At 62.7% G+C, this 22478-nt stretch carries 18 protein-coding genes, 3 pseudogenes and 1 riboswitch; of the genes and pseudogenes, 4 read left to right on the top strand and 17 right to left on the bottom strand.

Annotated elements, in window-relative coordinates:
* Positions 1–13: 13 nt before the first annotated feature.
* From J3T95_RS01085 to J3T95_RS01030, 12 genes are all read right to left on the bottom strand, one after another.
* Entirely contained in the window at positions 14–1249 is a 1236-nt protein-coding gene (locus tag J3T95_RS01085) for an argininosuccinate synthase (RefSeq protein ID WP_267450102.1), read from the bottom strand.
* A 59-nt stretch (positions 1250–1308) separates the two neighbouring features.
* Positions 1309–1845, bottom strand: a complete 537-nt coding sequence (locus J3T95_RS01080; RefSeq protein ID WP_198200161.1) for an arginine repressor — start codon at positions 1843–1845, stop codon at positions 1309–1311.
* Positions 1845–2819, bottom strand: a complete 975-nt coding sequence (argF, locus tag J3T95_RS01075) for an ornithine carbamoyltransferase (RefSeq protein WP_267450101.1) — start codon at positions 2817–2819, stop codon at positions 1845–1847. The genes J3T95_RS01080 and argF overlap by 1 nt, the downstream gene beginning before the upstream one ends.
* Positions 2820–2859: 40 nt before the next feature.
* On the bottom strand, positions 2860–4176 hold the full coding sequence (locus tag J3T95_RS01070) for an acetylornithine transaminase (protein WP_267450100.1): 1317 nt from the start codon (positions 4174–4176) through the stop codon (positions 2860–2862).
* The gene (gene argB / locus J3T95_RS01065; protein WP_267450099.1) at positions 4169–5110 is read right to left on the bottom strand and encodes an acetylglutamate kinase; all 942 of its coding nucleotides are present in this window, start codon (positions 5108–5110) and stop codon (positions 4169–4171) included. The genes J3T95_RS01070 and argB overlap by 8 nt, the downstream gene beginning before the upstream one ends.
* Positions 5111–5174: 64 nt before the next feature.
* Positions 5175–6344 (bottom strand): bifunctional glutamate N-acetyltransferase/amino-acid acetyltransferase ArgJ, encoded by a 1170-nt coding sequence (argJ, locus tag J3T95_RS01060; RefSeq protein ID WP_267450098.1) that lies wholly within the window; start codon positions 6342–6344, stop codon positions 5175–5177.
* Entirely contained in the window at positions 6341–7432 is a 1092-nt protein-coding gene (gene argC, locus J3T95_RS01055; RefSeq protein WP_267450097.1) for an N-acetyl-gamma-glutamyl-phosphate reductase, read from the bottom strand. Before argC ends, argJ begins: the two co-directional genes overlap by 4 nt.
* Before the next feature lie 74 nt (positions 7433–7506).
* Positions 7507–8109: a DJ-1/PfpI family protein gene (locus J3T95_RS01050; protein WP_267450556.1), complete on the bottom strand. Its 603-nt coding sequence runs from the start codon at positions 8107–8109 to the stop codon at positions 7507–7509.
* 222 nt (positions 8110–8331) lie between these two features.
* Complete coding sequence (locus J3T95_RS01045; protein ID WP_267450096.1) at positions 8332–8931, bottom strand: DUF4190 domain-containing protein; 600 nt, start codon at positions 8929–8931, stop codon at positions 8332–8334.
* Between the two features lie 25 nt (positions 8932–8956).
* Complete coding sequence (pheT, locus tag J3T95_RS01040; protein WP_267450095.1) at positions 8957–11563, bottom strand: phenylalanine--tRNA ligase subunit beta; 2607 nt, start codon at positions 11561–11563, stop codon at positions 8957–8959.
* A gap of 7 nt (positions 11564–11570) precedes the next feature.
* A complete protein-coding gene (pheS, locus tag J3T95_RS01035) occupies positions 11571–12638 on the bottom strand; it encodes a phenylalanine--tRNA ligase subunit alpha (RefSeq protein WP_267450094.1) in 1068 nt (355 codons plus the stop codon).
* A gap of 69 nt (positions 12639–12707) precedes the next feature.
* Positions 12708–13628, bottom strand: a complete 921-nt coding sequence (locus tag J3T95_RS01030; protein ID WP_267450093.1) for a TrmH family RNA methyltransferase — start codon at positions 13626–13628, stop codon at positions 12708–12710.
* 220 nt (positions 13629–13848) lie between these two features.
* On the opposite strand from J3T95_RS01030, the gene J3T95_RS01025 reads away from it, so the two are divergent.
* Positions 13849–14469, top strand: coding sequence for a superoxide dismutase (locus J3T95_RS01025; protein WP_220236033.1), 621 nt, complete (start codon positions 13849–13851; stop codon positions 14467–14469).
* A gap of 110 nt (positions 14470–14579) precedes the next feature.
* On the opposite strand, the pseudogene J3T95_RS09160 reads toward J3T95_RS01025, so the two are convergent.
* From J3T95_RS09160 to J3T95_RS01010, 5 genes and pseudogenes are all read right to left on the bottom strand, one after another.
* A pseudogene (locus J3T95_RS09160) lies at positions 14580–15308 on the bottom strand (energy-coupling factor transporter transmembrane component T family protein); the annotation flags it as partial.
* Between the two features lie 306 nt (positions 15309–15614).
* Positions 15615–16298, bottom strand: a pseudogene (locus J3T95_RS09155) (energy-coupling factor ABC transporter ATP-binding protein); the annotation flags it as partial.
* A gap of 213 nt (positions 16299–16511) precedes the next feature.
* Positions 16512–17072 (bottom strand): annotated as a pseudogene (locus J3T95_RS09150) (energy-coupling factor ABC transporter ATP-binding protein); the annotation flags it as partial.
* A gap of 10 nt (positions 17073–17082) precedes the next feature.
* Complete coding sequence (locus J3T95_RS01015) at positions 17083–17757, bottom strand: ECF transporter S component (protein WP_267450091.1); 675 nt, start codon at positions 17755–17757, stop codon at positions 17083–17085.
* 49 nt (positions 17758–17806) lie between these two features.
* Positions 17807–17922: riboswitch (TPP riboswitch) on the bottom strand.
* Positions 17923–17925: 3 nt separating this feature from the next.
* Positions 17926–19302: a dipeptidase gene (locus tag J3T95_RS01010; RefSeq protein ID WP_220237432.1), complete on the bottom strand. Its 1377-nt coding sequence runs from the start codon at positions 19300–19302 to the stop codon at positions 17926–17928.
* Between the two features lie 66 nt (positions 19303–19368).
* Between J3T95_RS01010 and J3T95_RS01005 the strand changes: the two genes are divergently transcribed.
* From J3T95_RS01005 to J3T95_RS00995, 3 genes are all read left to right on the top strand, one after another.
* A complete protein-coding gene (locus tag J3T95_RS01005) occupies positions 19369–19995 on the top strand; it encodes a DUF3043 domain-containing protein (RefSeq protein ID WP_267450090.1) in 627 nt (208 codons plus the stop codon).
* Between the two features lie 140 nt (positions 19996–20135).
* Positions 20136–21623, top strand: a complete 1488-nt coding sequence (locus J3T95_RS01000; RefSeq protein ID WP_267450089.1) for a dihydrolipoyl dehydrogenase family protein — start codon at positions 20136–20138, stop codon at positions 21621–21623.
* A 48-nt stretch (positions 21624–21671) separates the two neighbouring features.
* Complete coding sequence (locus J3T95_RS00995) at positions 21672–22406, top strand: DUF4191 domain-containing protein (protein ID WP_220236037.1); 735 nt, start codon at positions 21672–21674, stop codon at positions 22404–22406.
* Positions 22407–22478 lie beyond the last annotated feature (72 nt).

Below are 22478 nucleotides of genomic sequence, written 5' to 3'. Positions count from 1 at the left end.
TTATCGCCGGTGCTCACTGCTCTTGCCTGTCCTGTGCAATGCCGTTGCCGAAACGCATATCGCGTGCAGCTGCCACCTTGTCGGCCAGGCCATAGATGGCAATGAACCCGTTGGAGGCGTTCTGGTCGAAGCTGTCGCCGGACTCGTAGGTGGCCAGGCTGTAGTCGTAGAGGGAGCTGTCGGAGTGCCGACCAGTGACCACGGCCCGTCCCCCGTGCATGACCATGCGGATGCGGCCGGAGACATAGCGCTGAGTCTCCTCGATGAATGCGTTCAGGGAGCGGACGGCCGGCGAGTACCATTGGGCATCGTAAACCAGCTCGCCCCAGCGCTTGTCAATGTCGCGCTTGATCCGGTGCTGTTCGCGCTCCAGGCAGCAATTCTCCAGCTCCTGGTGGGCGGTGATCAAGGCCACGGCCCCCGGAGCCTCATAGAGCTCACGGGACTTGATGCCCACCAGCCTGTCCTCAATCAGATCCACACGTCCGATCCCCTGGGCGCCGGCTCGGCGGTTCATCTCCTCGATGGCCTCCAGAGGGGTGACAGCCCTGCCGTCGATGCGCACGGGAATGCCCTGCTGGAAGTCGATGGTCACCTCATCCTCGACCGGCGGGAAGGCCGGGTCATCGGTGTAGGAGTAGACATCTTTGGTAGGCCCGTTCCAGGGATCCTCCAGGTAGCCGGTCTCGATGGCCCGTCCCCAAACATTCTGGTCGATGGAATAGGGGCTCTCCTCGGTCTGCTCGATGGGCAGGCGATGCTCCTTGGCGTAGGCGATCTCCACATCGCGCATCAATCCCAGGTCGCGGACGGGGCTGATGGCCTTCAGCGAAGGGTCAATGGACATAATGGAAACCTCGAAACGGACCTGGTCGTTGCCCTTGCCGGTGCAGCCGTGGGCTATGGTGTCGGCACCGTACTGGTGGGCCGCCTGGACCAGATGCTTGGTGATCAGCGGCCTGGAGATGGCCGAGACCAGCGGATAGACGCCCTCGTACATGGCATTGGCCTTGAGCGCCAGCATGCAATAGTCCCTGGCAAACTCGTCCCGGGCATCCACCACGACGGACTCAACGGCCCCGCAGTCCAGGGCCCGCTGGCGGATGGTCTGCAGACGCTCACCGCCCTGGCCCACATCCAGGGAGACGGCCACCACATCCTTGCCGGTGCGCTCCTTGAGGTAGGGAATGGACACCGAAGTGTCCAAGCCGCCTGAGTAGGCCAGCACGATGCGATTGTTTTCGGTCATGGCGATCCTCTTTCCTTGTATTTTCACACTTGCAGATAGTCAGTTCGTGCCATCTGCGATCATCGCGCCCTGGCATCTTCCTGGCCAGAGACAATGGTCATAAGCCAGTCGGCCCGGGATGATGCCGCCTCATCGTCCGCGGCGATGATCAGAATCGTGTCGTCCCCGGCTATGGTGCCCAGGATGCCCTTGATGGGCTGGCGGTCCAGGGCGGAAGCCGCATACTGGGCGGCACCGGCCGGGGTTCTGACCACGAGCAGATTCCGGGCCCGGGCCACCGAGGTGATCAGCCCGGTCAGAATCTTGGCCAGGTAGGCATCGGTCTTGTTCTCCCCCTCAACCTCAGGCCCCTCGGCGGCAGCGGCCTCCATGGCCTGCTGATCGGTGGTGGCGGGAATCCAGTAGGCCATGCTCCCGTCTGCATACCGCAGCTTGGTTGCATGCAGGTCGTCCAAGTCACGGCTCAGCGTGGCCTGGGTCACCTCAATGCCCTGTTCAGCCAAGAGGGCCGACAGCTGCTGCTGGGAATTGACCCGATGTCGGTTCAGGGCCTGACGGATGGCATCCAACCGGGCCACCTTGGTCGTCGGACGCATCAGCACACCCCCTGCAGGAGGGATTCGTCGCCCCGGGAGCGGGCCACCAGCCAGGTCATCAGTGCCTTCTGGGCATGCAACCGGTTTTCTGCTTCGTCCCTGACCACGGACTGGAGGCCATCAATGACCTCGGCCGTCACCTCCCGGCCCCTGTAGGCGGGCAGGCAGTGCTGGAAGAGGGCATCCGGGCGGGCATGGGCCATGAGTTGGGCGTTGACCTGATATGGCAGGAAGGGATGGGAGCGAATATCGTACTGGTCCTCCTCGCCCATGGAGACCCAGGTGTCGGTAAAGACGCAGTCAGCATCTTCCACGGCCTGAACCGGATCCGTAGTGATCAGAATTGATCCTCCGTTTTCAGCGGCCAGAGTCCGCGCCTGGTCCACCAGACCCGGATCGGGCAGGAAGCCGTAAGGGCCGGCTATCCGCACGTTCATGCCGGCCACTGCTCCGCCCAGCAGATAGGAGTTCGCCATGTTGTTGGCGGCGTCGCCCAGGTAGGCGATGGTCTTACCAGCCAGGGCGTCGACCCCGCCCCGGTGCTGAGCCAGGGTCAGGAAGTCAGCCAGGACCTGGCAGGGATGGAAGGAATCGGTCAGCGCGTTGATGACGGGCACAGTGGCATGGGCAGCCATGGTCTCCACCCGATCCTGGCCAAAGGTGCGCCAGACTATGGTGGATGTCATTCGCGTCATCACGTCGGCTGTATCCGCAACGGGCTCGCCACGGCCAAGCTGCGAGCTAGAGCTGTCGATGACCATGGGATAGCCCCCCAGCTGGGCCACGCCTACGCAGAAGCTGGTTCTGGTGCGCGTGCTGGGCTTGTCGAAGATGACGGCCACGGCTTGAGGCCCCTGGAAAGGCCTGGACAAATAGGGATTGGCCCTGAAAGCCATGCCCAGTCGAAGCACCTCCAGCTGCTCCTCGTGGTTGAGGTCGTCGTCACGCAACATGTGCCGCAAACCGCTGTTCATCTGTGTCTCCCCTTATGGCGTCATCGCGAATGTCTCTAAATCACCGATCATTTTGCGGCGAATCCATGTCCCCGAGACGGGTCGGGATCTTAGAGAGAATGCCGACAGCCAGGTCGATCTGATCGGCCTGGATGATCAGAGGCGGCGCCAGACGCAGGGCATCAGGGGCTACGGGATTGACTATCAGCCCGTGGTCCAGGCACCAGGCGGCCACCTTGCTGGCGCATGGAGAACTCAGCTGGACGGCATCCAGCAGACCTCTGCCTCTGACCTGGGTGAAGAGGGGGTTGCCGCAGGCGGCTATGCCGTCGCGCAGCCTCTCCCCCATTTGCTCTGCCCGTTCCAGCAGACTCTCCTGCTGGATGGTCTCCAGAGTGGTCAGCGCCAGGGCCGATCCCAAGGGATTGCCACCGAAGGTGGAACCGTGCGTGCCAGGGGTCAGCAGACCAGAAGGCCCAGAGCCGAAGGTAATCATCCCGCCCATGGGGAAGCCGCCGGCCACCCCCTTGGCGAAGGTGAGCACATCGGGGCAGGCGCCGCCGGACAGGCTCTGATCCTGGAAGGCGAACCAGTGGCCGGTTCTGCCCATGCCGGTCTGCACCTCGTCCAGAATCATCAGTGCACCATGCCGACTGCAGAGCTCACGCACTTTTTGCACATAGTCGGGCTCCAGCGGCAACACGCCAGCTTCACCCTGGATGAGCTCCAGAATGACGGCGGCCACTGGCTGGTCGGAGGCCTCCTCTCCAGAGAAGGCCTCTTCCAGGGCTTCGTGGTCGCCGGACGGCAGGAAGGCCATCCCCGGCACCAGGGGCTGGAAGGGCTCACGGATGGCAGGCTTCCAAGTCAGGCTCAGCGAGCCCATGCTGCGACCGTGAAAACTGTGCGTCAGAGCCAGGATCCGCCCGGGATGGCCGCCCATGCGGGTGCCATGCAACCGGGCCAGCTTGATGGCCGCCTCATTGGCCTCGGTTCCAGAGTTGCAGAAGAAGACGCGTGAACCATGCGGAGCCTGGGCCAGCTCCAGCAGCCGCTCGGCCAGCTGAATCTGAGGCCGGGAGGCGAAGAAGTTACTGATGTGGGCCATCCTGCCGGCCTGCTCGGCCAGGGCCTTGTTCCAGGCAGGATGGGCATAGCCCAGGGCGTTGACCGCGATCCCTGCCAGCATGTCCAGATAACGATTGCCGTCTATGTCCCATATCCATGCGCCTTGGCCGTGGTCCATGACCCTGCTGGGCCTTCCAAAGACCTGCATGTGGACATGGTCATAGCGATCGGCCCATTGGCGACTCTGGGGACCCTCAACCGTCTCGGCTGGCTCCGTGATGTTGGCGCAATGTTGATCAGCCTTATTCATGGCTCCTCCTCATGACCATTTCATGGCCCGGCACAACGACGGTGCCGATCCCGTTTTGGGTGAAGATTTCGGTGAGCATGGAGTGCGGCTGTCGCCCATCGATGATGTGGGCCTGGCTGACCCCGGCGCGCACAGCCTGCAGGCAGGCCTCCATTTTGGGACGCATCCCTGCCTTCATATCTCCAAGCAGACCGTCCAAACGATCCACGCCAATGCTGGAGACCAGGGAATCGGTCTGAGGCCAGTTGGCATAGAGTCCCTCTACATCTGTGAGGATGACCAGCTTTCTGGCGCCCAAGGCCGCAGCCAGGGCAGAGGCGGCCGCGTCGGCATTCACGTTGAGCACCTGGGTGGCATCCTGCTCGTCCGGGGCCACCGAAGAGACCACAGGAATCCGCCCGGTATCAATCAAATCCTCGACGGCCGAAGCATCCACAGCCACAACTTCGCCCACCAGGCCCAAGTCCACCGGGTGGCCGTCTACCATACCGGTACGACGGGCAGCGCTGAACAGGCCTGCATCCTCTCCTGACAGACCAACGGCCATGGGACCATGAGCATTGATGGCACCGACCAAATCCCTGCCCACCTGACCAGTCAGGACCATACGGACCACCTTCATGATTTCCGGCGTGGTCACCCGAAGACCACCGCGGAATACCGAGGGGATGCCCAGGGCCTGAAGCATGTCAGAGATCTGGGGGCCTCCCCCATGGACAACCACCGGGTGCATGCCAACCTGCCGCAGGAAGACCATGTCCTGAGCAAAGCACTGGCGCAGGTGGTCATCAACCATGGCATGGCCGCCGTATTTGACCACGATCCGCTGACCTGCGAATTCCTCCAGCCAGGGCAGGGCCTCGATCAGCACTTGGGCTTTGCTGACATCGTCCAAGAACCGTTCCGCTTCTGCCTCCTGCTCGCCGTCTGCCATCCTTTTCCCTTTCCTCATTGCCGCTTCTGCCTCCGGTGCCTCACGCTCGTGCGCACACGCCGGATCAGGTGTGGTAGTCGGCGTTGATGGTCACATATTCGTGGGTCAAATCATCAGTCCAAACCGCGGCCTGGCGATCGCCTTGGCCAAGATCAATATCGATATGGACCTCAGAAACATGCAGGTCGACCAGGGAGGGGTCCTGGCCGGGACGGCCTCCTTGGCAGACTTTGACTCCATTGAAGCTGACATCCACACGGTCCGGGTCATAGGCCGCCGTCGAAGCCGGCACAGTGCCCAGGGATGCCACCACGCGACCCCAGTTGGGATCCTCGCCAGCCACGGCACACTTGAGCAGAGTGGAGCCGGAGACAGCCCGTGCACAGGCCAGGGCCGCGTCCTCGCTCTCGGCGCCGTCCACCTGGATACGGATACGGTGGCGGCTGCCCTCGCCGTCGGCCACAATGCGGCGGGACAGCTCACCGCAGGCTTGGCTGAGCAACTCCTGAAACTGATTGGGATCAGGCCGAACGCCAGAAGCGCCTGAGGCCATGAGCAGGACCGTGTCATTGGTGGACATGCAACCGTCCACATCAATCCGGTTGAAGCTGAGCCGGCAGGCTTCAGACAAAGCGCGGAGGGCCTGTTCAGGCTCCACAATGGCATCTGTGGTGATCAGACAGATCATGGTGGCCAGCTGCGGGGCGATCATCCCTGAGCCCTTGACCATGCCGCCCAGCCGCCAGCCGGACCCGTCCAGGGCCACGGTCTTGGTACAGGTGTCGGTGGTCAATATGGCCTTGGCTGCCGCTTCGCCAGCCTCCTGGCTGGTCGACAGCTCCTGGGCCGCCTGGTCGATGCCGGCCAGTATGGGATCCAGGTGCAGCAGGTGGCCGATAATCCCTGTGGAACAGACGGCAACCTGTTCGGCTGGCAGGCCCAGATTCTCGCCTGTTCGCTCAGCCATGGCCTTGGCCTGGTCCAGGCCCTCGGAACCCGTGCAGGCGTTGGCATTGCCCGAGTTGATGACCACGGCTCCTGCCCGACCCTCTTCCAAAATCTTGCTGGTCCAGATGACCGGAGCGGCCCGGAAACGGTTGGGGGTGAAGACGCCTACAGCAGTGTCCATGGGCCCCTTGTTGACAACCAAGGCCAAGTTGCGGCGGCGTGAGCCTCCCGGACGATGGGCGATGGCGGTGCCTGTCTGGAAGCCCGCAGCGTAGGTGATGCTCATGGTGCCACTCCTATGGTTGTCAGACCGGTTTCCTCGGGCAGCCCCAAGGCCAGGTTGACGGCCTGAAGGGACTGGCCGGCGGTGCCCCGGGTCAGGTTGTCGATGGCTGCGAAAGCATAGAGACGGTCGGCGCGCTCATCTGTGAGAACCTGGATCTGGGCCAGGTTCGAACCGTACACGTCAGCCGTGGAGGGGAGCCTGCCTTGGGGCAGCAGATCAACGAACGGCTCCTTGGCGTAGATCTTTTCCCAGACGGCACGAATGCCCTCCGTGCCTAAGGCACGTCCACGCGCATTCAGCTTGGCCGAAACCACGGCAAGGATCCCGCGTGACATGGGAACCAGGATGGGGGTCAGCCCCAAGCGAATCGGTTGATGATCTCCAACCAGATCCGGATTGGAAGCTTCAGCCTTGCGCAGGTTCTGCAGGATCTCGGGGATGTGCCGGTGGGTGCCGCCGACCGAATAGGGATGGGCTGAGTTGATGGCCTGGGCTGCGAGCAAGTCCATCCTGCTGCTGGAGCGACCGGCACCCGAGTAGGCCACAGCAAGGTCGGCCACCAGGTCATCGGTCTGCACCAATCCGGCGGCCAGGGCCGGCTGGAAAGCCAGGGTGACTGCGGTTACGTTGCAACCCGGACCAGCTATGCGGCGGGCATGCTTGAGCAGTTCACGCTGACGAACGCCTTCAGCCGTCATCAGCTCCGGCATTCCGTAGGTCCAGGGAGAGAAAAAGTGTCCGCCGTAGTAGTCCTGCCAGTCGGCTGGATCGTCCAGCCGATGGTCGGCACCTAAATCGACCAGCATGGATTTCGGATCCAGCTGCTCTGCCAGAGGACCAGAGGCGCCATGGGGCAGAGCCAGCACCACCAGATCATGACCAGCCAGGGTCTTGGGATCCGTGGCCTGGATCTTTAGCGAGGCCAGCGAATTCGGAAGATTGGGCGAGAACTCCCCCAGCAGTCGACCCGCTGAACCGCGCCCAGTGACCGTGCATACCCGGAAGGCGGGGTGAGCGGCCATGAGTCGGATCATTTCCGAACCGGCATACCCGGAGGCTCCCACCACGGCCACTGTATATTGGTGCATGAACGCTCCTTCCACCGGGCACTATCATAAATAGTCATGCGATAAAATGCATAATTATGCAATCCGGCGTGTCGTTATGCTTTCCTCCGCGCAAAGGGGTCGTAACCGGACTCACGGTTGCGGATGTATTCCATCTGGGCGCTGACCTTGTCCGCAGCCTCGGGCCCGCAAGTGTCTTCAACATAGTCCAAGGCCATATCGATGCCAGCCGAGATGCCCGAAGAGGTGCGGAACTTTCCATCGACCACCCAACGGGCCTCTTTGATCCAATCCACTCTCTCACCCGTGCCGACTACCCAGTCAAAAGCCAGATCGTTGGAAGTAGTCCGTCGGCCATCCAGAGCCCCGGCAGCAGCCAGCAGAGCCGAACCCGTGCAGACCGTCAGCACCTGTGAAGACTGCGCAGCCAGCCTCCGCAGACTGCTTAGCCAGCGGCCATCCCCAACCAGGGCGCGCGTACCGGATCCGCCGGGTATAAGCAGAACCCCCCTGGGATCGATCTCCTCTGGCCCCAGGGCCTCGACCCTGGCGCCGCCCTCGCTGACTGTCGCGCCAGGGCCATCCAGGGAAAATATCCGCACGCCGACAGCATCTGTATGGGTGAAAACATCAAAGGGCCCGAAGACATCCAATGGTTCGAATCCATCGAATACAACAACATTGACATCCCGTACCATTCGAATGAATCTCTCCCCACTGGCAGGCATGAATACTCATTGACGCCAATGCTCACTTCCAAGAAGTGGCATCACCGCTTCAACCAATGGTACCGCCAGGCCTATAACCGTCAGGTCCTTCCTGGCGCTCTTTCACAGCTTCTTGCTCATAGCCCGCAGGTCATGAACCTGCACAAGTGCCGAAACATCTGCCGACGCTGGCGACACCCGTACCTTGAGAGTTCAGGCGCTGACGCCGTCTCCGCCAGAGCCGCCGCCACCCGTTGAGGGCGACGGCATCATCTGCTGGTAGAAGTCATTCAGGGAAATGCCGTTGGCCAACAGCCAGATCCAGGCCAGGGTGAAGAGCAGATTGATGATCAGGGCAGCCATGGCCAGCCCATAGCCCTTCATATGCAGGCGACGCGTCCGATACATGGAAATGCCGCCGAGCAGAGCTGGAATCACAGGCATGGGGAGGAACAGCGCCATGAAGAAGGCAATGATGGCGCAGGGATCCCAGTGGCCATAGACCGGATTTTGGGAGGGATCGTTCAAATCGGGCATACCCTGGGCAGGCCATCTTGGCGTGCCGGGACGGGCCTGAGAACTCCCAGGATTCCCGCTGCGTCCGGGGGCCTGCTGCCCCATAGGTCTGTTGGCGGGGTTGCCTCGGAACGAATCTGATTCCTTGGCCTTGGGTTCAGGGTCTGGGCGACCGTATACATACGGATTCCATCCTGGATAACGATCGGCGCGCGCGCCGTACAAGGGCTGGTCGCCCCCTTCATGATCCTGGCGATCAGGTCCACCGGCTGTGCCCTGTCCTTGAGAATCCGTCATATCCCTCGGTCCCCTTGATGCCGGGTCAGGCGCGCAGTACGGCGCCCAGACCCGCAGTCTTGTCAACGATGGCCTGGCGCAGGGATTCGCTGTCCTCGGACGTCAAAGTACGGTCCGGGGCGCGGAAAGTGACTGCGAAGGCCAGCGATTTCGCATGCTCACCGATCTGATCTCCAGTGAAAACGTCGAACAGCTCGATGGATTCAAGACTAGACCCAGCCGCTTCTCTGATGGCGGAAGTCAGGTCGGCGGCCGAGACCGTGTCCGGCACGGTGAAAGCCAGATCCTGACGGACCGGCGGGAAGGTCGAGACCGGCTTGGCCTGCAGGGGAGTGTAATCCAGATGGTCCAGCACCATGTCCAGACTCAGCTCGAAGGCGGCCGAGTGGACAGGGAAGCCCAGAGCCTGATCGACCCGAGGATGCAGCTCACCCACCATGCCAACAAGCGAGCCGTCGTTAAGGACCAGCCTGGCGGTACGTCCCGGATGCCACTGGCCGGGTACCTGCCCGGCCGGGGGCTGATCCAGGCGATAATGTGCCCCCAGCCTGTCCAGGACCCGACGAGCCGATTCGACTGCATCTGTCCAGTCCACATCCCTGCTGTCCTTGAGCCAGCCGTCCTCCTGGGCACGGCCGGTCAGCAGGGCCGCCACATGCAACCGCTGTTCCGGCAGACCCTGGTCCAGGCGGGCCAGATCCTCGTCGCTGGGCCGCACGCCGCCCGGAAGGGTGGGCACCGCAGGAGCCTCGGGGTCGCGGCGGAAGACATAGCCGATCTCGAAGAGGCGCACATCCGTGTTGCCGCGTCGCAGGTTGCGCTCCACGGTGTTGGCCAGCGGCAGCAGTAGGCTCTGCCTTAGATAGGGCCTGTCAGCGGCCATGGGGTTGGCCAGCTCCACGCTGTTGACATGGGCCCCGTCAAGGTCCATGCCGAAGGCCTTGAAATCATTGTCGCCGACGAACGGGTAGTCCAGAACCTCGGTCAGCCCATATTCGGCCAGGGTGTCGGCCACCCAACGGCGACGCTGCTGGCGATCGGTCAGGCCAACCGCCCCGGACACCTTGGGTGATGGCACGGTGACAGGGATGCGGTCGTAGCCCACCAAGCGGGCCACTTCCTCGACCAGATCGCAGCTCTCGCCCAGGTCGGGCCTCCAGGTTGGCGGAGTCACCGACAGCCGGTCTTGAGGATCGCCCTGGACCGTGCAGCCAATGTCGCGCAGAATGGCCACGATGCGTTGGGGCTCCACCTCCAGACCGGTCAGACGGGCCACCTCGCTGACGGCAAAGTCGATGACCGGCATGGGCTTGGTCTGGTCCATATCCAGCGGAGCATCCAGATCCCGGCCACCGGCAAGGCGATGCAACAGGTCGGCAGCCATGGCTGCAGCGGCCGGCTGCATCTGCGGATCAACCCCGCGCTCAAAGCGCTTGGAGGCCTCCGAAGGCAGCTTGTGGCGACGGGCGGTTCGGGCAATGGTCACTTGGTCGAAGTGGGCGGACTCGATCAGGATGTTCCGTGTCTTATCCGTCACCTCCCCATATAGACCGCCCATGACTCCGGCCAATCCCAGGATGCGGGATCCTTCTTGTCCCTCGGGCGAGTCGGTGATGAGCAGATCTTCGATGCTGAGCTCGCGGTCCTTGCCATCCAGAGTGGTCAGGTGCTCACCCTGCCTGGCCCTGCGGACGACGATGGGCCCACTGAGCTTATCCAGGTCGTAGGCGTGCAGAGGCTGGCCCAGATCCAACATGACGTAGTTGGTGATGTCCACCGGCAAGCTGATGGAACGCGTGCCGGCTCGAACCAGCCGACGGCGCATCCAACTGGGAGTCGCCGCCTTGGGGTCGCATCCGGTCAGGGCACGCAGATAATACCGGTCGCAACCGGGCTGACCATGAATGGGGTTGTCATCCTCAATACGCACGGCCAGTGGAGCCTGATCCTCCTGGGCTGCGGGGGCCGGCACGGTCTTGTTAAGCTCGATCACCGGATCCGTGTACTCAGCGCCCGTAGAGTGGTGGTATTCCCGGGCAACTCCCCGATAGGAGAAGGCGTAACCCCGGTCGGGGGTGATATTAATTTCCAGGACAGGCCTGTTCATATGCAACAGGGCCATGGCATCGTCCCCTGGCTTGAGCTGCTCGTACTGCTCGGGGGTGAACCCGTAGTTTCGCAGCAGGATGATGCCCTGATGGTCCGAACCCAGCCCCAGCTCGCGCTCTGAAGCGCACATGCCGTCAGAGATATGGCCATAGGTCTTGCGCGGTTCGATGTGGAAGTCTCCAGGCAGGACAGCCCCCGGCAGGGTCACCACCACCTTCTCGCCCGCAGCCATGTTGGGTGCCCCGCAAACGATGCCCCGGGGCACCTTGCGGCCATGTTCATCCACGGCGTTGTACTGCTCGCCTACATCCACATGGCACCAGTTGATGGTCTTGCCGTTCTTCTGAGGCTCAGGCTCGGCATCCACCACATAGCCGACCACGATGGGGCCGGTCACCGTAGACTGGTGGATGTCCTCTTCCTCCAGACCGACCCGGACCAGGTCCTTGGCCAGCTGTTCATAGGTCAGATCCTCAGGGACCTGCACATGCTCCTTGAGCCAGTCGATATCTACCATTGGCATCTGACGGTCACTCCCCCATCTCGAACTGCTGGCTGAACCGCACGTCGCCTTCGACCAGGTCGTGCATGTCATTGATGTCGTGACGCAGGAGCAGGGTACGCTCCATGCCCACACCGAAGGCGAAGCCTGAGTAGCGCTGCGGGTCCAAGCCGGCCGACCTCAGAACGTTGGGGTTGACCATGCCGCAGCCTCCCCATTCGATCCATCCGGGGCCACCCTTCTTGTCTGGGAACCAGAGGTCCATCTCGGCGCTGGGCTCGGTGAAGGGGAAGTATGAGGGCCGCAGTCTGGTCCGGGCCTCGGGACCGAACATGGCCACAGCGAGCTTGTCCAGGGTCCCCTTGAGGTCGGCCATGGTCAAATGCTCGTCGACGGCGATGGCCTCACACTGGTGGAAAACCGGGGTGTGGGTGGCATCCAGCTCGTCGGTGCGAAAGACCCTGCCCGTGCAGGCCACGTAGAGCGGCACACCACGGGTTATCAAAGAGCGGGCCTGATCGGGTGAGGTATGGGTGCGCATGACCATGTTGGACCCGACGAAACCGGCGGCATCCCTGGCCTGGCTGCCCTGGACGTAGAAGGTGTCCTGCATCTGACGGGCAGGATGGTCCGGGCCGAAGTTGAGGGCATCGAAGTTGTACCACTCGGCTTCCAACTCGGGACCCTGGGCGATGCTCCAACCCATGGAGACGAAGAAATCCTCTACATCCTCCATGAGCTTGGACAGTGGATGCCGAGCGCCCTGGGGACGGCGGTTGACCGGCAGGGTCATATCCACCTGCTCGGCAGCCAGGCGGCGGGACTCCTCCTCCTGGCGCAGCTGCCTCTCCTTGAGCCCGTAGGCACGGCCGAAATCAGCCTTGAGCTTGCCCACCAGGCGGCCAGCGGTTTTCTTCTGACCTGCCGGCAGGGATCCGATGAGCCGGCCGGCCCCGGCCAGGGCTGAACCTGTCCCCGCATACCTGGCCTTAATCGCCTGAAGCCCCTCCAGATCGGAGGCCTCGCGAATCCTGCCGATGCCCTCGTTGACCTCGTCGGTCATCGCCGCGGGGTCGAATTCTACCTGTGCCACCATGGACCTTTCCACTGTTGCCAATGCCGTGTCCGGGCCGCAAATCAGCGGAAATCCCGGTCGTTGACGCCTTCACATTCTTTCAATACGACTCGACATGGCCATGGCATAGAGCAGCACCGCCGCCGAGGTAGCCAGATTGAGCGATTCAGCCCGCCCATATATAGGGATGCGGACGATCTGATCCATGGCCTGCAGCAGCTCATTGGGCAACCCGCGCGCCTCATTTCCGAAGAGCAGGGCCATGGGCTGACCCGCCGAGTCTGACTTGGCCATGGTGCCGCCCGCCATCAATTCAGTGAGGGAGCGGACGGGTTTGTCCGGTGTGCCATAGACATCGGCCGCCACCATGGCCCGGCCCTGCCGTCTGCACAGGGCCAGGAAGTCATCGGTGCCCATGGTCATCAGGGGTATGTGAAAGGCCGATCCGGCTGTGGATCGAATGACCTTGGGATTGGTAGTTTCTACGCACTGGTCCACAAGGATGACCGCCCTGCAACCGGCAGCATCGGCGGTGCGGATGACGGTTCCAGCGTTGCCTGGATCACGAATCTGCCAGAAGGCTGCCACCAGGTCGGGCCCCTCCCCCGTCCGGCTCAGGGAATTGTCAAGGTCCGTCGGCTGGGCCAGGAATCCGTCCGTGCGCGCCTGGGCCAGAATTCCCTGGGTATTGCCGCTGATGGCACGCATGACCCGAGCGGAGACGAAGTGTCCGTAGCAGTCGGGCAGCTCCCTGGCCTGCTCCAGGATGGCGCCTACGGTCTCGTTGAGCGGCCGCGGATGACCGCCCTGAGCTGCAGGAGAGGACTCATCCGCCTGAATATAGAGGTCAGTCAGCAGGTCGGGACGCCAGCGAATCGCCTCGCGCACGCTCTGCGGCCCCTCTATCAGGAAGCGGCTATGACGCTGCCGGGCACGCCGATCCTGCAGTTCAGCCAAGCGGCGAATTCGTTGGGCACGGGGATTGTCAAGAAGGGAGTCATCAAAGGGCATGGGCACAACTCTAGCCCTGGCCAGTGAAAGCACGGCAGTCGGAGCCTGATGGGCCTATGTCTGTGGGAAAGTTCACTGAAAGAAAAGCCCTTACCCCTTGTGCTCGCCGGACAAGGGGCTAGGGTGAAAGAACCGGTCGGGTCGGCCACGTCCGTCGTTGGTATGGCGCAGACCGACCATCGCCCATCTGGCTTGGCCAGAATCATTGTGAGGAGACGATATGCCCGTATACACACTTCCCGATCTGCCCTACGACTACTCGGCGCTGGAGCCGTACGTGTCCGGCAAGATCATGGAGCTGCACCATGACAAGCACCATCAGGCTTATGTGAACGGTGCCAACAAGGCCCTGGAGCAGATCCACGACGCGGCCGAGTCCGGCGACGTTGCTCAGTCCAACCTGCTGGAGAAGAACCTGGCCTTCAACCTGGCCGGACACAAGAACCACTCCATCTTCTGGAAGAACATGGCCCCGGCAGATGGCCAGGAGCCCACTGGCGAGCTCAAGGCCGCCATCGAGGACCAGTTCGGGTCCTTCCAGGGCTTCCAGACCTACTTCGAGTCCATGTGCGCAGGCATCCAGGGCTCCGGCTGGGCCGTCCTGGCCTGGGATACCCTGGGCGAGCGCCTGGTCACCCTGCAGATGTACGACCACCAGGGCAACCTGCCCGTCACCATCTTCCCGTTGGTCCTGCTGGACCTCTGGGAGCACGCCTACTATTTGGAGTACCTGAACGACCGGGCCAGCTATGTCAAGGCTTGGTGGCACATCGTCAATTGGGAGGACGCCTCCAAGCGCTTCGACGAGGTGCGCAACATCAACACAACACTGGCCAGGTAAGAGGCCGGCGCTTCCAACCACAGGCGGACCCCGGTCCTTTCCTCTCTGCGGGAGGTGGAAGGACCCGGGGTCCCTCCATATCTGGGTCTGCTGCGTAAAAACCCTGATGGTCAGTTGCCGAAGAAGGCAATGGAGCCGGTCAGCGCAGCCACGGTCAAGGAAATGGCAGGCACAGCCAAGCAGATAAGCAGGAAGCCCACATCACATGGTCTGACCCGGGAGACCCGGGCATGGGTGCGTGGTGTGCTGCCGCCGAAGCCCCTGGCCTCCATGGCCGTGGCCAAGGTCGTCGAACGCCTGATGGACAGGACCAGCAGTGCGAAGGCTTGTGGCATAAAGGCCTTGAAGCGGTTCTCATCGCCCAGTCCACGGCTGCGGCGCGAGGCGGTCAGAGCCGACCAATCATCTTTGAGAACAGTGAAGAGCCGCATGCCGGCCAGCCCCCCGTAGACGAAGCGATCAGGCAAGTGGAGCACCTGGCTAAAGGCATCTGCCAGGTCGGTGGCGTCTATTCCCAGTACGGTGATGATGGCGGGGATCCCGATGGCCAGGATTCGCAGAGCAGTGGCCAGGGCCAAGTCAAGCGAGCGCTGAGTAATGTGGATCATCCCCCACTGCCAGAAGGTGGCGCCGCCGCTCTTGCCATAGAGGATGATCGCCAGGGCCGAACCTGGCGCCCCCAGGAAGATGGGCCAGGTGGATCTGACCACACGCAGGGGCGTGAAGCCTGCAGTACCCAGCAGCAGGAACTCCAGGATCAGGGCCGTCGTGGCCGAGACCGGGTCCAGGCTGATCAGCAGGGGCAGAGCCGCCAGAAAGGCCCCCATCAGACGGAAGGCAGGATTGATGGAGGCTATGTATGGCGACCGGCTGGCCGGCTTGACCGGTTCGTCCCGATGATCCATGGGCGTGACGGTCAACTTGGCCGCAATGGTCTTCTGATAAGTCTGCGATGATCCCACTGCAGGCCAGACGGCCTTCTGGGCTCCCGGAGGCATCATCTCCACAAGGCGGGCATCCAGGGCCTGAACCAGTTCCCGGTCGTGGGTGACTAGGATGATGCAGGCTCCCTGGTCGCGCATGTCTGCAATCAGCTGAGCCATGCTGACCCAGGTGTTCCTGTCCTGACCGAAGGTGGGCTCGTCAAGAATCAGCACCTGGGGTGCAGCGGCAAGGGCTGAGGCCACAGTGAGCCGCCGCTTTTCGCCGCCCGAGAGCGTGTAAGGGTTGGCACGCGCGTACTGCCTCAGCCTGAATCGGCCCAACAGTTCCTGGGCGCGGGCCTGAGCCCCGTCCTCGCTCATGCCGGTGCGGAGGGGGGCCAGTTTGACCTCATCCAGTACCGTGCCCCGGGCGAACTGATGTTCGGGATTCTGAAAAACATAGGCGATACGCGCCGCCAGCTGGGATGAGGTCCATCGAATGGGCTCGGGCTCAGCAGGCATCTGCCCCTGGGGTCCCCGAAGCAGGCGATCCTGGGCAAGGACCGAACCGGCCACCGGCTTCAGCAGGCCAGCCAGGGTCATGGCCAGCGTGGACTTGCCGGCCCCGTTGGCCCCGACCAGGGCGGTGATCTGTCCGGCCCTGAATTCCAGATCGATATGCTCGGCCACTGCCTTCCCCTGACGGCCCACCGCCAGATCCTGGGCGGTCAGTAGGACGGGATGGCCATCCTGGCCGGGGCCAGATTGCCCTGACCGGGTCCGGACCCGTCCAAGTTCGGGGAGCGAATCCCTGGCGCTCCTGTAGGCTTCGGGAACCCAGATGCCCAGGGAGGCCAGGTCCAGCCCAGGATCAGTGAAGACCTCCTGGGGGCTGCCGTCTGCCATGATCACAGTCTTGCGATAGACCGCAGCACCCGATCCGACGGTATTGTCTTCAACTTCGCCCAGCCCAAGCACGATGATCCGGTCGATCATATCCATCCAAGGCCCTGCCCGGTGCTCGACCAGAACCATGGTGGAGCCTTGCCGGTCCAGGACCCTCCTGACGGCATCGACAATCTGCTCGACACCGACCGGATCCAGGTTGGCCGTGGGCTCGTCCAACAGGAGCAGCCCAGGCTGCATGGCCAGAGCACCCGCCAGGGCCAGACGCTGCATCTGCCCTCCGCTCAGATGCATGGTGGACCGGGTCAGCTGCAGGTCAGCCAAACCCACCTCGGCCATGGCCTTTCGCACCCGTGGCCAAATCTCCTCGCGGGGCAGCCCCATGTTCTCAGGTCCGAAGGCCACATTGTCGCCCAGCCGCTGAAAGATGGCCTGAGCATCCGGATCCTGCAGGACCAGGCCCACACGCCCCCGGCTGGAGACAGCGGGATTGCCGTCAATCAGGACCTGGCCCTGGGTCACTCCGCCCTCATCGTCCTCAACCTGGTCCTGGCCGCTCTGCGGGACATGATCGCCCAGCAACCCGGCCACACCCTCGAGGATGGTCGATTTGCCAATGCCGGAAGCTCCCAGCAGCAGCACGCGCTGACCTGCAGGAATGCTCAGGGACAGATCCCTGACGGCGAAGTGGTTACGGTAGGCATGCCGATAACCCCAGCCGCGCAGTTCCAAAGCTGCTGGTCGGTAGGGATTGTCCTGGATGCTCTGGTCCACGCCCGGACCTCTACTTCCCGGCCGCGCGGATATCGCGGCCGGAGGCGAAGCGGTCCAGGGCCCCGGTTGCGGCGATGGCCTTGTAGAGGTACCAGACCAGCACTCCGGCGATCAGCGCGCCGGAAATCAGGGTGGCTATCAGATAAATCACCCCATAGGGGCCGGTCAGGTTGATGGCCTGCAGGTGCGTGCAGAAGGAGTACAGCCAGCAGCCGAAACCAGCGGCAGCGCCCGACAGTGCCACCGTGGACATGTTCCAACGCCGGTAACGCAGCAGCATGAAGACCAGCTCAGCCATGAAGCCCTGAAGCAGACCGATCAGTATGGTCTCCACAGGCACCCAAAGGCTGCCCAGCAGCGACTCCAGGATGGCGGCGACCAGCTCGGCATAGACGGCTGCACCTGGCTTGCGTACGATGACCGATGCCAAGGGCCCGGCGAATAGGTAGAGGCCGTTGAGAATACCGCCCAGACCAGGCACAACCCCGTCCAGGAAGGACCAGGGAATGGTAGTCACCATGGCGACCACCCAGTAGATGACGGCGGAAGCCACCCCGATGACCGAGGCAACAGCGATATCCACCACCCTCCACCGTCTGGAGGGGATCCGGACTTGGGAGGGAGTCCCGTCAGACTCCGGCTCCGGTCCGGAAACAGTATTGTTCATGAAATGACCATCAGTCATGATCTTGTGCCTTTCCTCGGGGCGCCCCCTATGAGCGCCATCCCGTTCAGGCACGGGTCCAGTGACATCCGTGCGCCGGCATTACCCGGTAAACGTTCGTCCGGTTGAGGCTGAGCCTCCTCTCAGCCGCACGCCCTTGAGCATACGGCCCCCGTGTCACTTGGCATTCTAGAACATACGATGGTCAAGGGAATCCAGCAGGAGGGCCTCGGTGATGATGTTGTCGACCAGCCCCTGCAGGGAAATGGACTCGTTCGGACTGTGCGCGTTGGACTGGGGATCCTCAGGGCCGGTCACCAGGACCTGGGCCTCAGGGAAGAGCCGCTTGAGCTCGGGGATGAAGGGGATGGATCCGCCCTCGCCCTTGTTGACCGGGTCACGCCCGAAGGCCTGCCGCATGGACTCCTCAGCCTGCCGAACCACCGGGCTGTCGGCATCCATGGCCCATCCCATGCCCATGTCGCTGGGGGCGACCTCTACCCTGGCCCCATGAGGGGCATGAGCAATCAAAAAATCGGCCAGGGCCTGCGCGGCCTGCTCAGGCCGCTGGGTGGGCGCGGTACGCAGCGAAATGCGGAAGCGGGTCTTGTCGGCCAACACGTTGAAGGAGCCTTTTACTGGATGGGCATCGAAGCCGATCACCGCCGCCGCCGGCTTGGTCCAGAGCCTGGAGGCCAGGGAGTCGGTTCCGGCCAGTCGGTAGGAGTCCACAACACCGGCATCCGCACGCAGCTGGGCCTGGTCCAGGTCACGCTGCAGACCGCCGATGGGCTGTCCGCCCTCCAGGCCGGGCACCGCCAGCTGACCCTGGTCGTCATACATGGAGGCAATCAGCATGGCAGCCAGGGTATTGGCATCTAGGATAGGCCCGCCGAACTGCCCGGAGTGGACTGGATGCTCCAGAACTGTGACCGTGACATCCAGGTCTGCATTCCCCCGCAGAGATGTGGTCAGGCTTGGAGTGTCTGCCGACCAGTTGCCCGAATCGGCCACGATGATCAGATCCGAGGCGAAGTCATCCCGATGAGCCTGGAGGAACGGAATAAAGCTGCGCGAGCCCATCTCCTCCTCCCCCTCGATGAAGACCTTGACATTGACGCGCAGGTCCTTGTCCAAGGCATGCAGAGCACCCGAGTGGATGGCAATGCCACCGCCGTCGTCGGCTGATCCGCGTCCGTAGAGCCGCCCCTCCTTTTCCACGCCGGTAAAGGGGTCAGTGGACCACTGGGAGGAATCGGGCACCGGCTGCACATCATGATGGGCATAGAGCAGGACGGTCGGGGCCTTATCGTCCACCTGCCGGGATCCGATGACCTCAAAGGCGCCCGGAGTCCCGTCAGGGTTGGTGGCCTGAACTACGCGGGCATCCACACCCACCTGCCTAAGCTGTCCGGCCACATAGTCGGCCGAGCGCCGCATGTGATCCCCGGTGATTCCCTTGGCTGAAACCGAAGCCAAAGCGATCTTGCCCTTGAGCAGATCGACGATCCGGCTCCTATCGTCTTGCACACGGGTACGGATCGTCTCCAGGCCCAGTTCCGCCATCACTACCTCCTATAATTGCTTGTGAATCAGTGCTTGCGAGTCTAGGCGTCACCGTAACCTGTTCGCATGACATGGAACCCCTTCTCACGCAAGGATCGACGGGACAAAGAGGCGGAGGCGGACCAGACGGCCTCCGCTGAAGAGGTACGGGGCAAGGGACGCCCTACACCCAAGCGCAAGCAGGCCGAGGCCAGGAACCTGCGCCCGCTGGTCCCCAAGGACCGCAAGGCCTCGCGCAAGGCTGCCAAGGCCCGGATCCGAGCCCGTGAGGATGCTCAGTACGAGGCCATGAGGACCGGCGATATCAACCACATGCCCAAATCGGAGCGCCTGCCTTGGAGAATCTACATCCGCGACTATGTGGATGCCCGCTTCAATCTGCTGGAATGGATCTTCCCGGCCATCATTCTTATGTTCGTGGCCACCCTGATGGGCATGTTCGTGGGTCCGCAGCATTATGCTGCCTTCACCATGGTGGTGACCGTCCTTCTCTATGGCTACCTGATCGTGGCCCTGATCGACACCTGGCTGATGTGGCGCAAGCTCAAGGGCCTGCTGATCGGCAAGTTCGGCGAACGCTCGGTGGCCAAGGGTTCACGATCGGCCTCCTACGCCTGGCAACGGGCCATGATGGTCCGGCGCTGGCGGGTTCCCAAGCCTAAGCAGAGCAAGCGGGGGCACTGGCCCGACTGACGAGCAATCGTCCTTGCCCGCCGGCCGGCGGGTCGGTTAACCCGCCCGGTGCCCCTAGGGTTCCGGGCGGTCTCCGTATTCACTCCGCATTATGCCAATGGTCTTCATTCTCCCAGCCGGTACGGCTAGCATGTGTTGTTATGCAGCAATCGATCAACCAACCCGCTACAAAGTCTCTTGACCCATGGGATGCCGACAGCCGCCAGTACGACACCATCATCATCGGATCCGGCCCAGGCGGCTATGCCACGGCCCTTCGCACGGCAGAGCTGGGCGGACGTGTGGCCTTGGTTGAGCAGGACCCTGTTGTTGGCGGCGTCTGCCTGAACCGCGGATGCATCCCTACCAAGGCCCTGCTGACAGCCACCCAGGTTCTGGAACAGGCTAGCCTTGGGGCAGCCATGGGGATCAATATCGAGTCGGCCAACATCGATTATCAGAAGCTTCAGGACTATCAGGACCGGATGGTCGATGCCATGACCGGCGGTCTGTCAAACCTGCTCAAGCAGCGTGGCATCACCGTGGTGCACGGCCACGGCACCATTGTCGGTGACGGCCTGGTGGAGGTGGCCGCTGCTGACGGCAATCGAACCCGTCTGACTACCTGCGACACGATCCTGGCCACTGGGTCTCATGCCAGAGCCCTGGAAGAACTCCCTTTCGATGATCTTGTCATCGACACCGACCGGGCTCTAGCACTCAAGCCCTTCCCCCACCGGGCGCTGATTATCGGTTCAGGTGCGGTGGCCCTGGAATTCGCCACTATCTGGAACCAAGCCGGCTGCCAGGTGACCCTGATGATCAGACATGACCGGGTGCTCTCCCACTGGGGTCGGCGAACAGGCCAGATCATGACTCGGGAGCTGGAGCGTCAGGGGATTCAGATCATCACCCATGCCCGCTGCTCGGGAGGGCACCGTCTGCCCGCAGACGGGGGCATTCAGGTCGACTACCAGCCGTCCGACGACAAGGGCCATGCGGGAGCGATCGAGACTGATCTGGTACTGGTGGCCATCGGCAGAGATCCCAATACCAACCCCAAGCATATGAAAGAGCTGGGCATCGACCTGGACGAGCATGGCCAGGTTCTGACTGACTCCCAGGGGCGCACCAGCCGTGACCGTGTCTGGGCCCTGGGTGACATCACCCCAGGTCACCATCTGGCCCACAGGGCCTTCCAGCAGGGCATAACCCTGGCCGATGCCGCCTCTGGCCTGGATCCTGAACCCGTCAACGAGGCCACCATTCCCCGCGTGGTCTTCTCCTCCCCCCAGGCAGCAGCTGTGGGCTTCAGCCGCCAGGAGGCCGAGGAGGATCCATCGCTGAACCAGGTCAAGGAGACCATCTACCCCATGATGGCCAACTCGCGCATGCGCATGAGCGGCCTGCAGGGCACCCTCAGCCTGATCACAGCCTGCCAAGCCACTGATCTGGAGAAGCAGATGGTGGTCGGTCTGGAGGTGGTCTCCCCCCAGGCATCCGAGAACATCGCTGAAGCCCAGCAGCTGGTGGGCAACCAGATCCCCTTGCACCGGGCGGCCGGGCTCATTCACCCACATCCCACGTTCTCCGAAGCCATTGGAGAGGCCCTGCTTAAGGCTGATGGCAGACCTCTGAATATGCGGTAGGCATGCGGTAGACTGGTCAACCAGCGAACGTTTCCAAGTGAGGATGGCATGGCTACAGAGGACACCAAGGGCAAAAAAGCAAAAAAGAAGACCAGCACGATCAGCCAGATCGTCAAGATCTACCGATTCACTTACGAAGAGGACAAGGCCCTTCCCTGGCTGCTGGCCGCGGCCATTCTGGTGCCCACACTGATAGCAGTGGTGATCTGCCTGCTGGTTCACTTTGGCTGGCTGTCCTGGATTCTTACCGTGCTCCTGGGCATCATGGTCGGCCTGCTTCTGGCCACCATGACCCTGACAAGGCGCTCTGACCGGGTAGGCTACGCTAAGATGGAGGGCCGTCCTGGCGCTGCCGCCGCCGTGCTGAGCAGCATCTCCAAGGCAGGCTTCTCCTTCCCCCAGGAACCCGTCTGGATTGATGCCAAGACCAAGGATGCCGTCTGGAGGGGCACCGGCCGCACCGGGGTCTATCTGATAGCCGAGGGCGACTACAACCGCGTCAACAAGGCCATGAACCGCGAGGAGGAGAAGATCCGCCGCATCACCCGCGGGTCCGCCATCCCGATCTACCGGATCAGCGTGGGTCACGGCCCCGACCAGGTTCCGCTGAACAAGCTCCAGCGCACCGTGGTCAAAAAGAAGATCAAGCTGACCGCCACCGAGCTGGAGACCCTGAACGACAGGCTGGTCACCCTGCAAAAGCGGCAGAATGCACTGGGAATGCCCAAGGGCATTGATCCGACCAAGATACGCGTCAGTCGCAAGGCCATGCGTGGGCGCTGACTGTTGCGAAGGTCCCGGCATCTCCTCCAAGGAGGCGCTGGGACCTTCGCATGAAACACCCCTGTAACCTCA

Origin of the sequence: Bifidobacterium sp. B4079 (assembly GCF_026537385.1) — a bacterium.
In the GTDB taxonomy this organism is placed as follows: Bacteria; Actinomycetota; Actinomycetes; order Actinomycetales; family Bifidobacteriaceae; genus Bombiscardovia; species Bombiscardovia asteroides_I.
Note: the sequence above shows the minus strand (reverse complement) of the source record. Positions and strands in the feature narration are given on the sequence as shown.

Bases quoted from the DNA above. Each gene is read 5' to 3' on its own strand.
- J3T95_RS01005 (WP_267450090.1), top strand. From the start codon at position 19,369: ATGACATGGAACCCCTTCTCACGCAAGGATCGACGGGACAAAGAGGCG.
- J3T95_RS00995 (WP_220236037.1), top strand. From the start codon at position 21,672: ATGGCTACAGAGGACACCAAGGGCAAAAAAGCAAAAAAGAAGACCAGC.
- J3T95_RS01015 (WP_267450091.1), bottom strand. From the start codon at position 17,757: ATGACTGATGGTCATTTCATGAACAATACTGTTTCCGGACCGGAGCCG.
- argC (WP_267450097.1), bottom strand. From the start codon at position 7,432: ATGCACCAATATACAGTGGCCGTGGTGGGAGCCTCCGGGTATGCCGGT.
- argF (WP_267450101.1), bottom strand. From the start codon at position 2,819: ATGAACAGCGGTTTGCGGCACATGTTGCGTGACGACGACCTCAACCAC.
- pheT (WP_267450095.1), bottom strand. From the start codon at position 11,563: ATGCCAATGGTAGATATCGACTGGCTCAAGGAGCATGTGCAGGTCCCT.
- J3T95_RS01045 (WP_267450096.1), bottom strand. From the start codon at position 8,931: ATGACGGATTCTCAAGGACAGGGCACAGCCGGTGGACCTGATCGCCAG.
- argJ (WP_267450098.1), bottom strand. From the start codon at position 6,344: ATGAGCATCACCTACGCTGCGGGCTTCCAGACAGGCACCGCCATCGCC.
- J3T95_RS01000 (WP_267450089.1), top strand. From the start codon at position 20,136: ATGCAGCAATCGATCAACCAACCCGCTACAAAGTCTCTTGACCCATGG.
- J3T95_RS01080 (WP_198200161.1), bottom strand. From the start codon at position 1,845: ATGCGTCCGACGACCAAGGTGGCCCGGTTGGATGCCATCCGTCAGGCC.
- J3T95_RS01025 (WP_220236033.1), top strand. From the start codon at position 13,849: ATGCCCGTATACACACTTCCCGATCTGCCCTACGACTACTCGGCGCTG.
- J3T95_RS01030 (WP_267450093.1), bottom strand. From the start codon at position 13,628: ATGCCCTTTGATGACTCCCTTCTTGACAATCCCCGTGCCCAACGAATT.
- J3T95_RS01010 (WP_220237432.1), bottom strand. From the start codon at position 19,302: ATGGCGGAACTGGGCCTGGAGACGATCCGTACCCGTGTGCAAGACGAT.
- J3T95_RS01070 (WP_267450100.1), bottom strand. From the start codon at position 4,176: ATGAATAAGGCTGATCAACATTGCGCCAACATCACGGAGCCAGCCGAG.
- J3T95_RS01085 (WP_267450102.1), bottom strand. From the start codon at position 1,249: ATGACCGAAAACAATCGCATCGTGCTGGCCTACTCAGGCGGCTTGGAC.
- J3T95_RS01050 (WP_267450556.1), bottom strand. From the start codon at position 8,109: ATGGTACGGGATGTCAATGTTGTTGTATTCGATGGATTCGAACCATTG.
- argB (WP_267450099.1), bottom strand. From the start codon at position 5,110: ATGGCAGACGGCGAGCAGGAGGCAGAAGCGGAACGGTTCTTGGACGAT.
- pheS (WP_267450094.1), bottom strand. From the start codon at position 12,638: ATGGTGGCACAGGTAGAATTCGACCCCGCGGCGATGACCGACGAGGTC.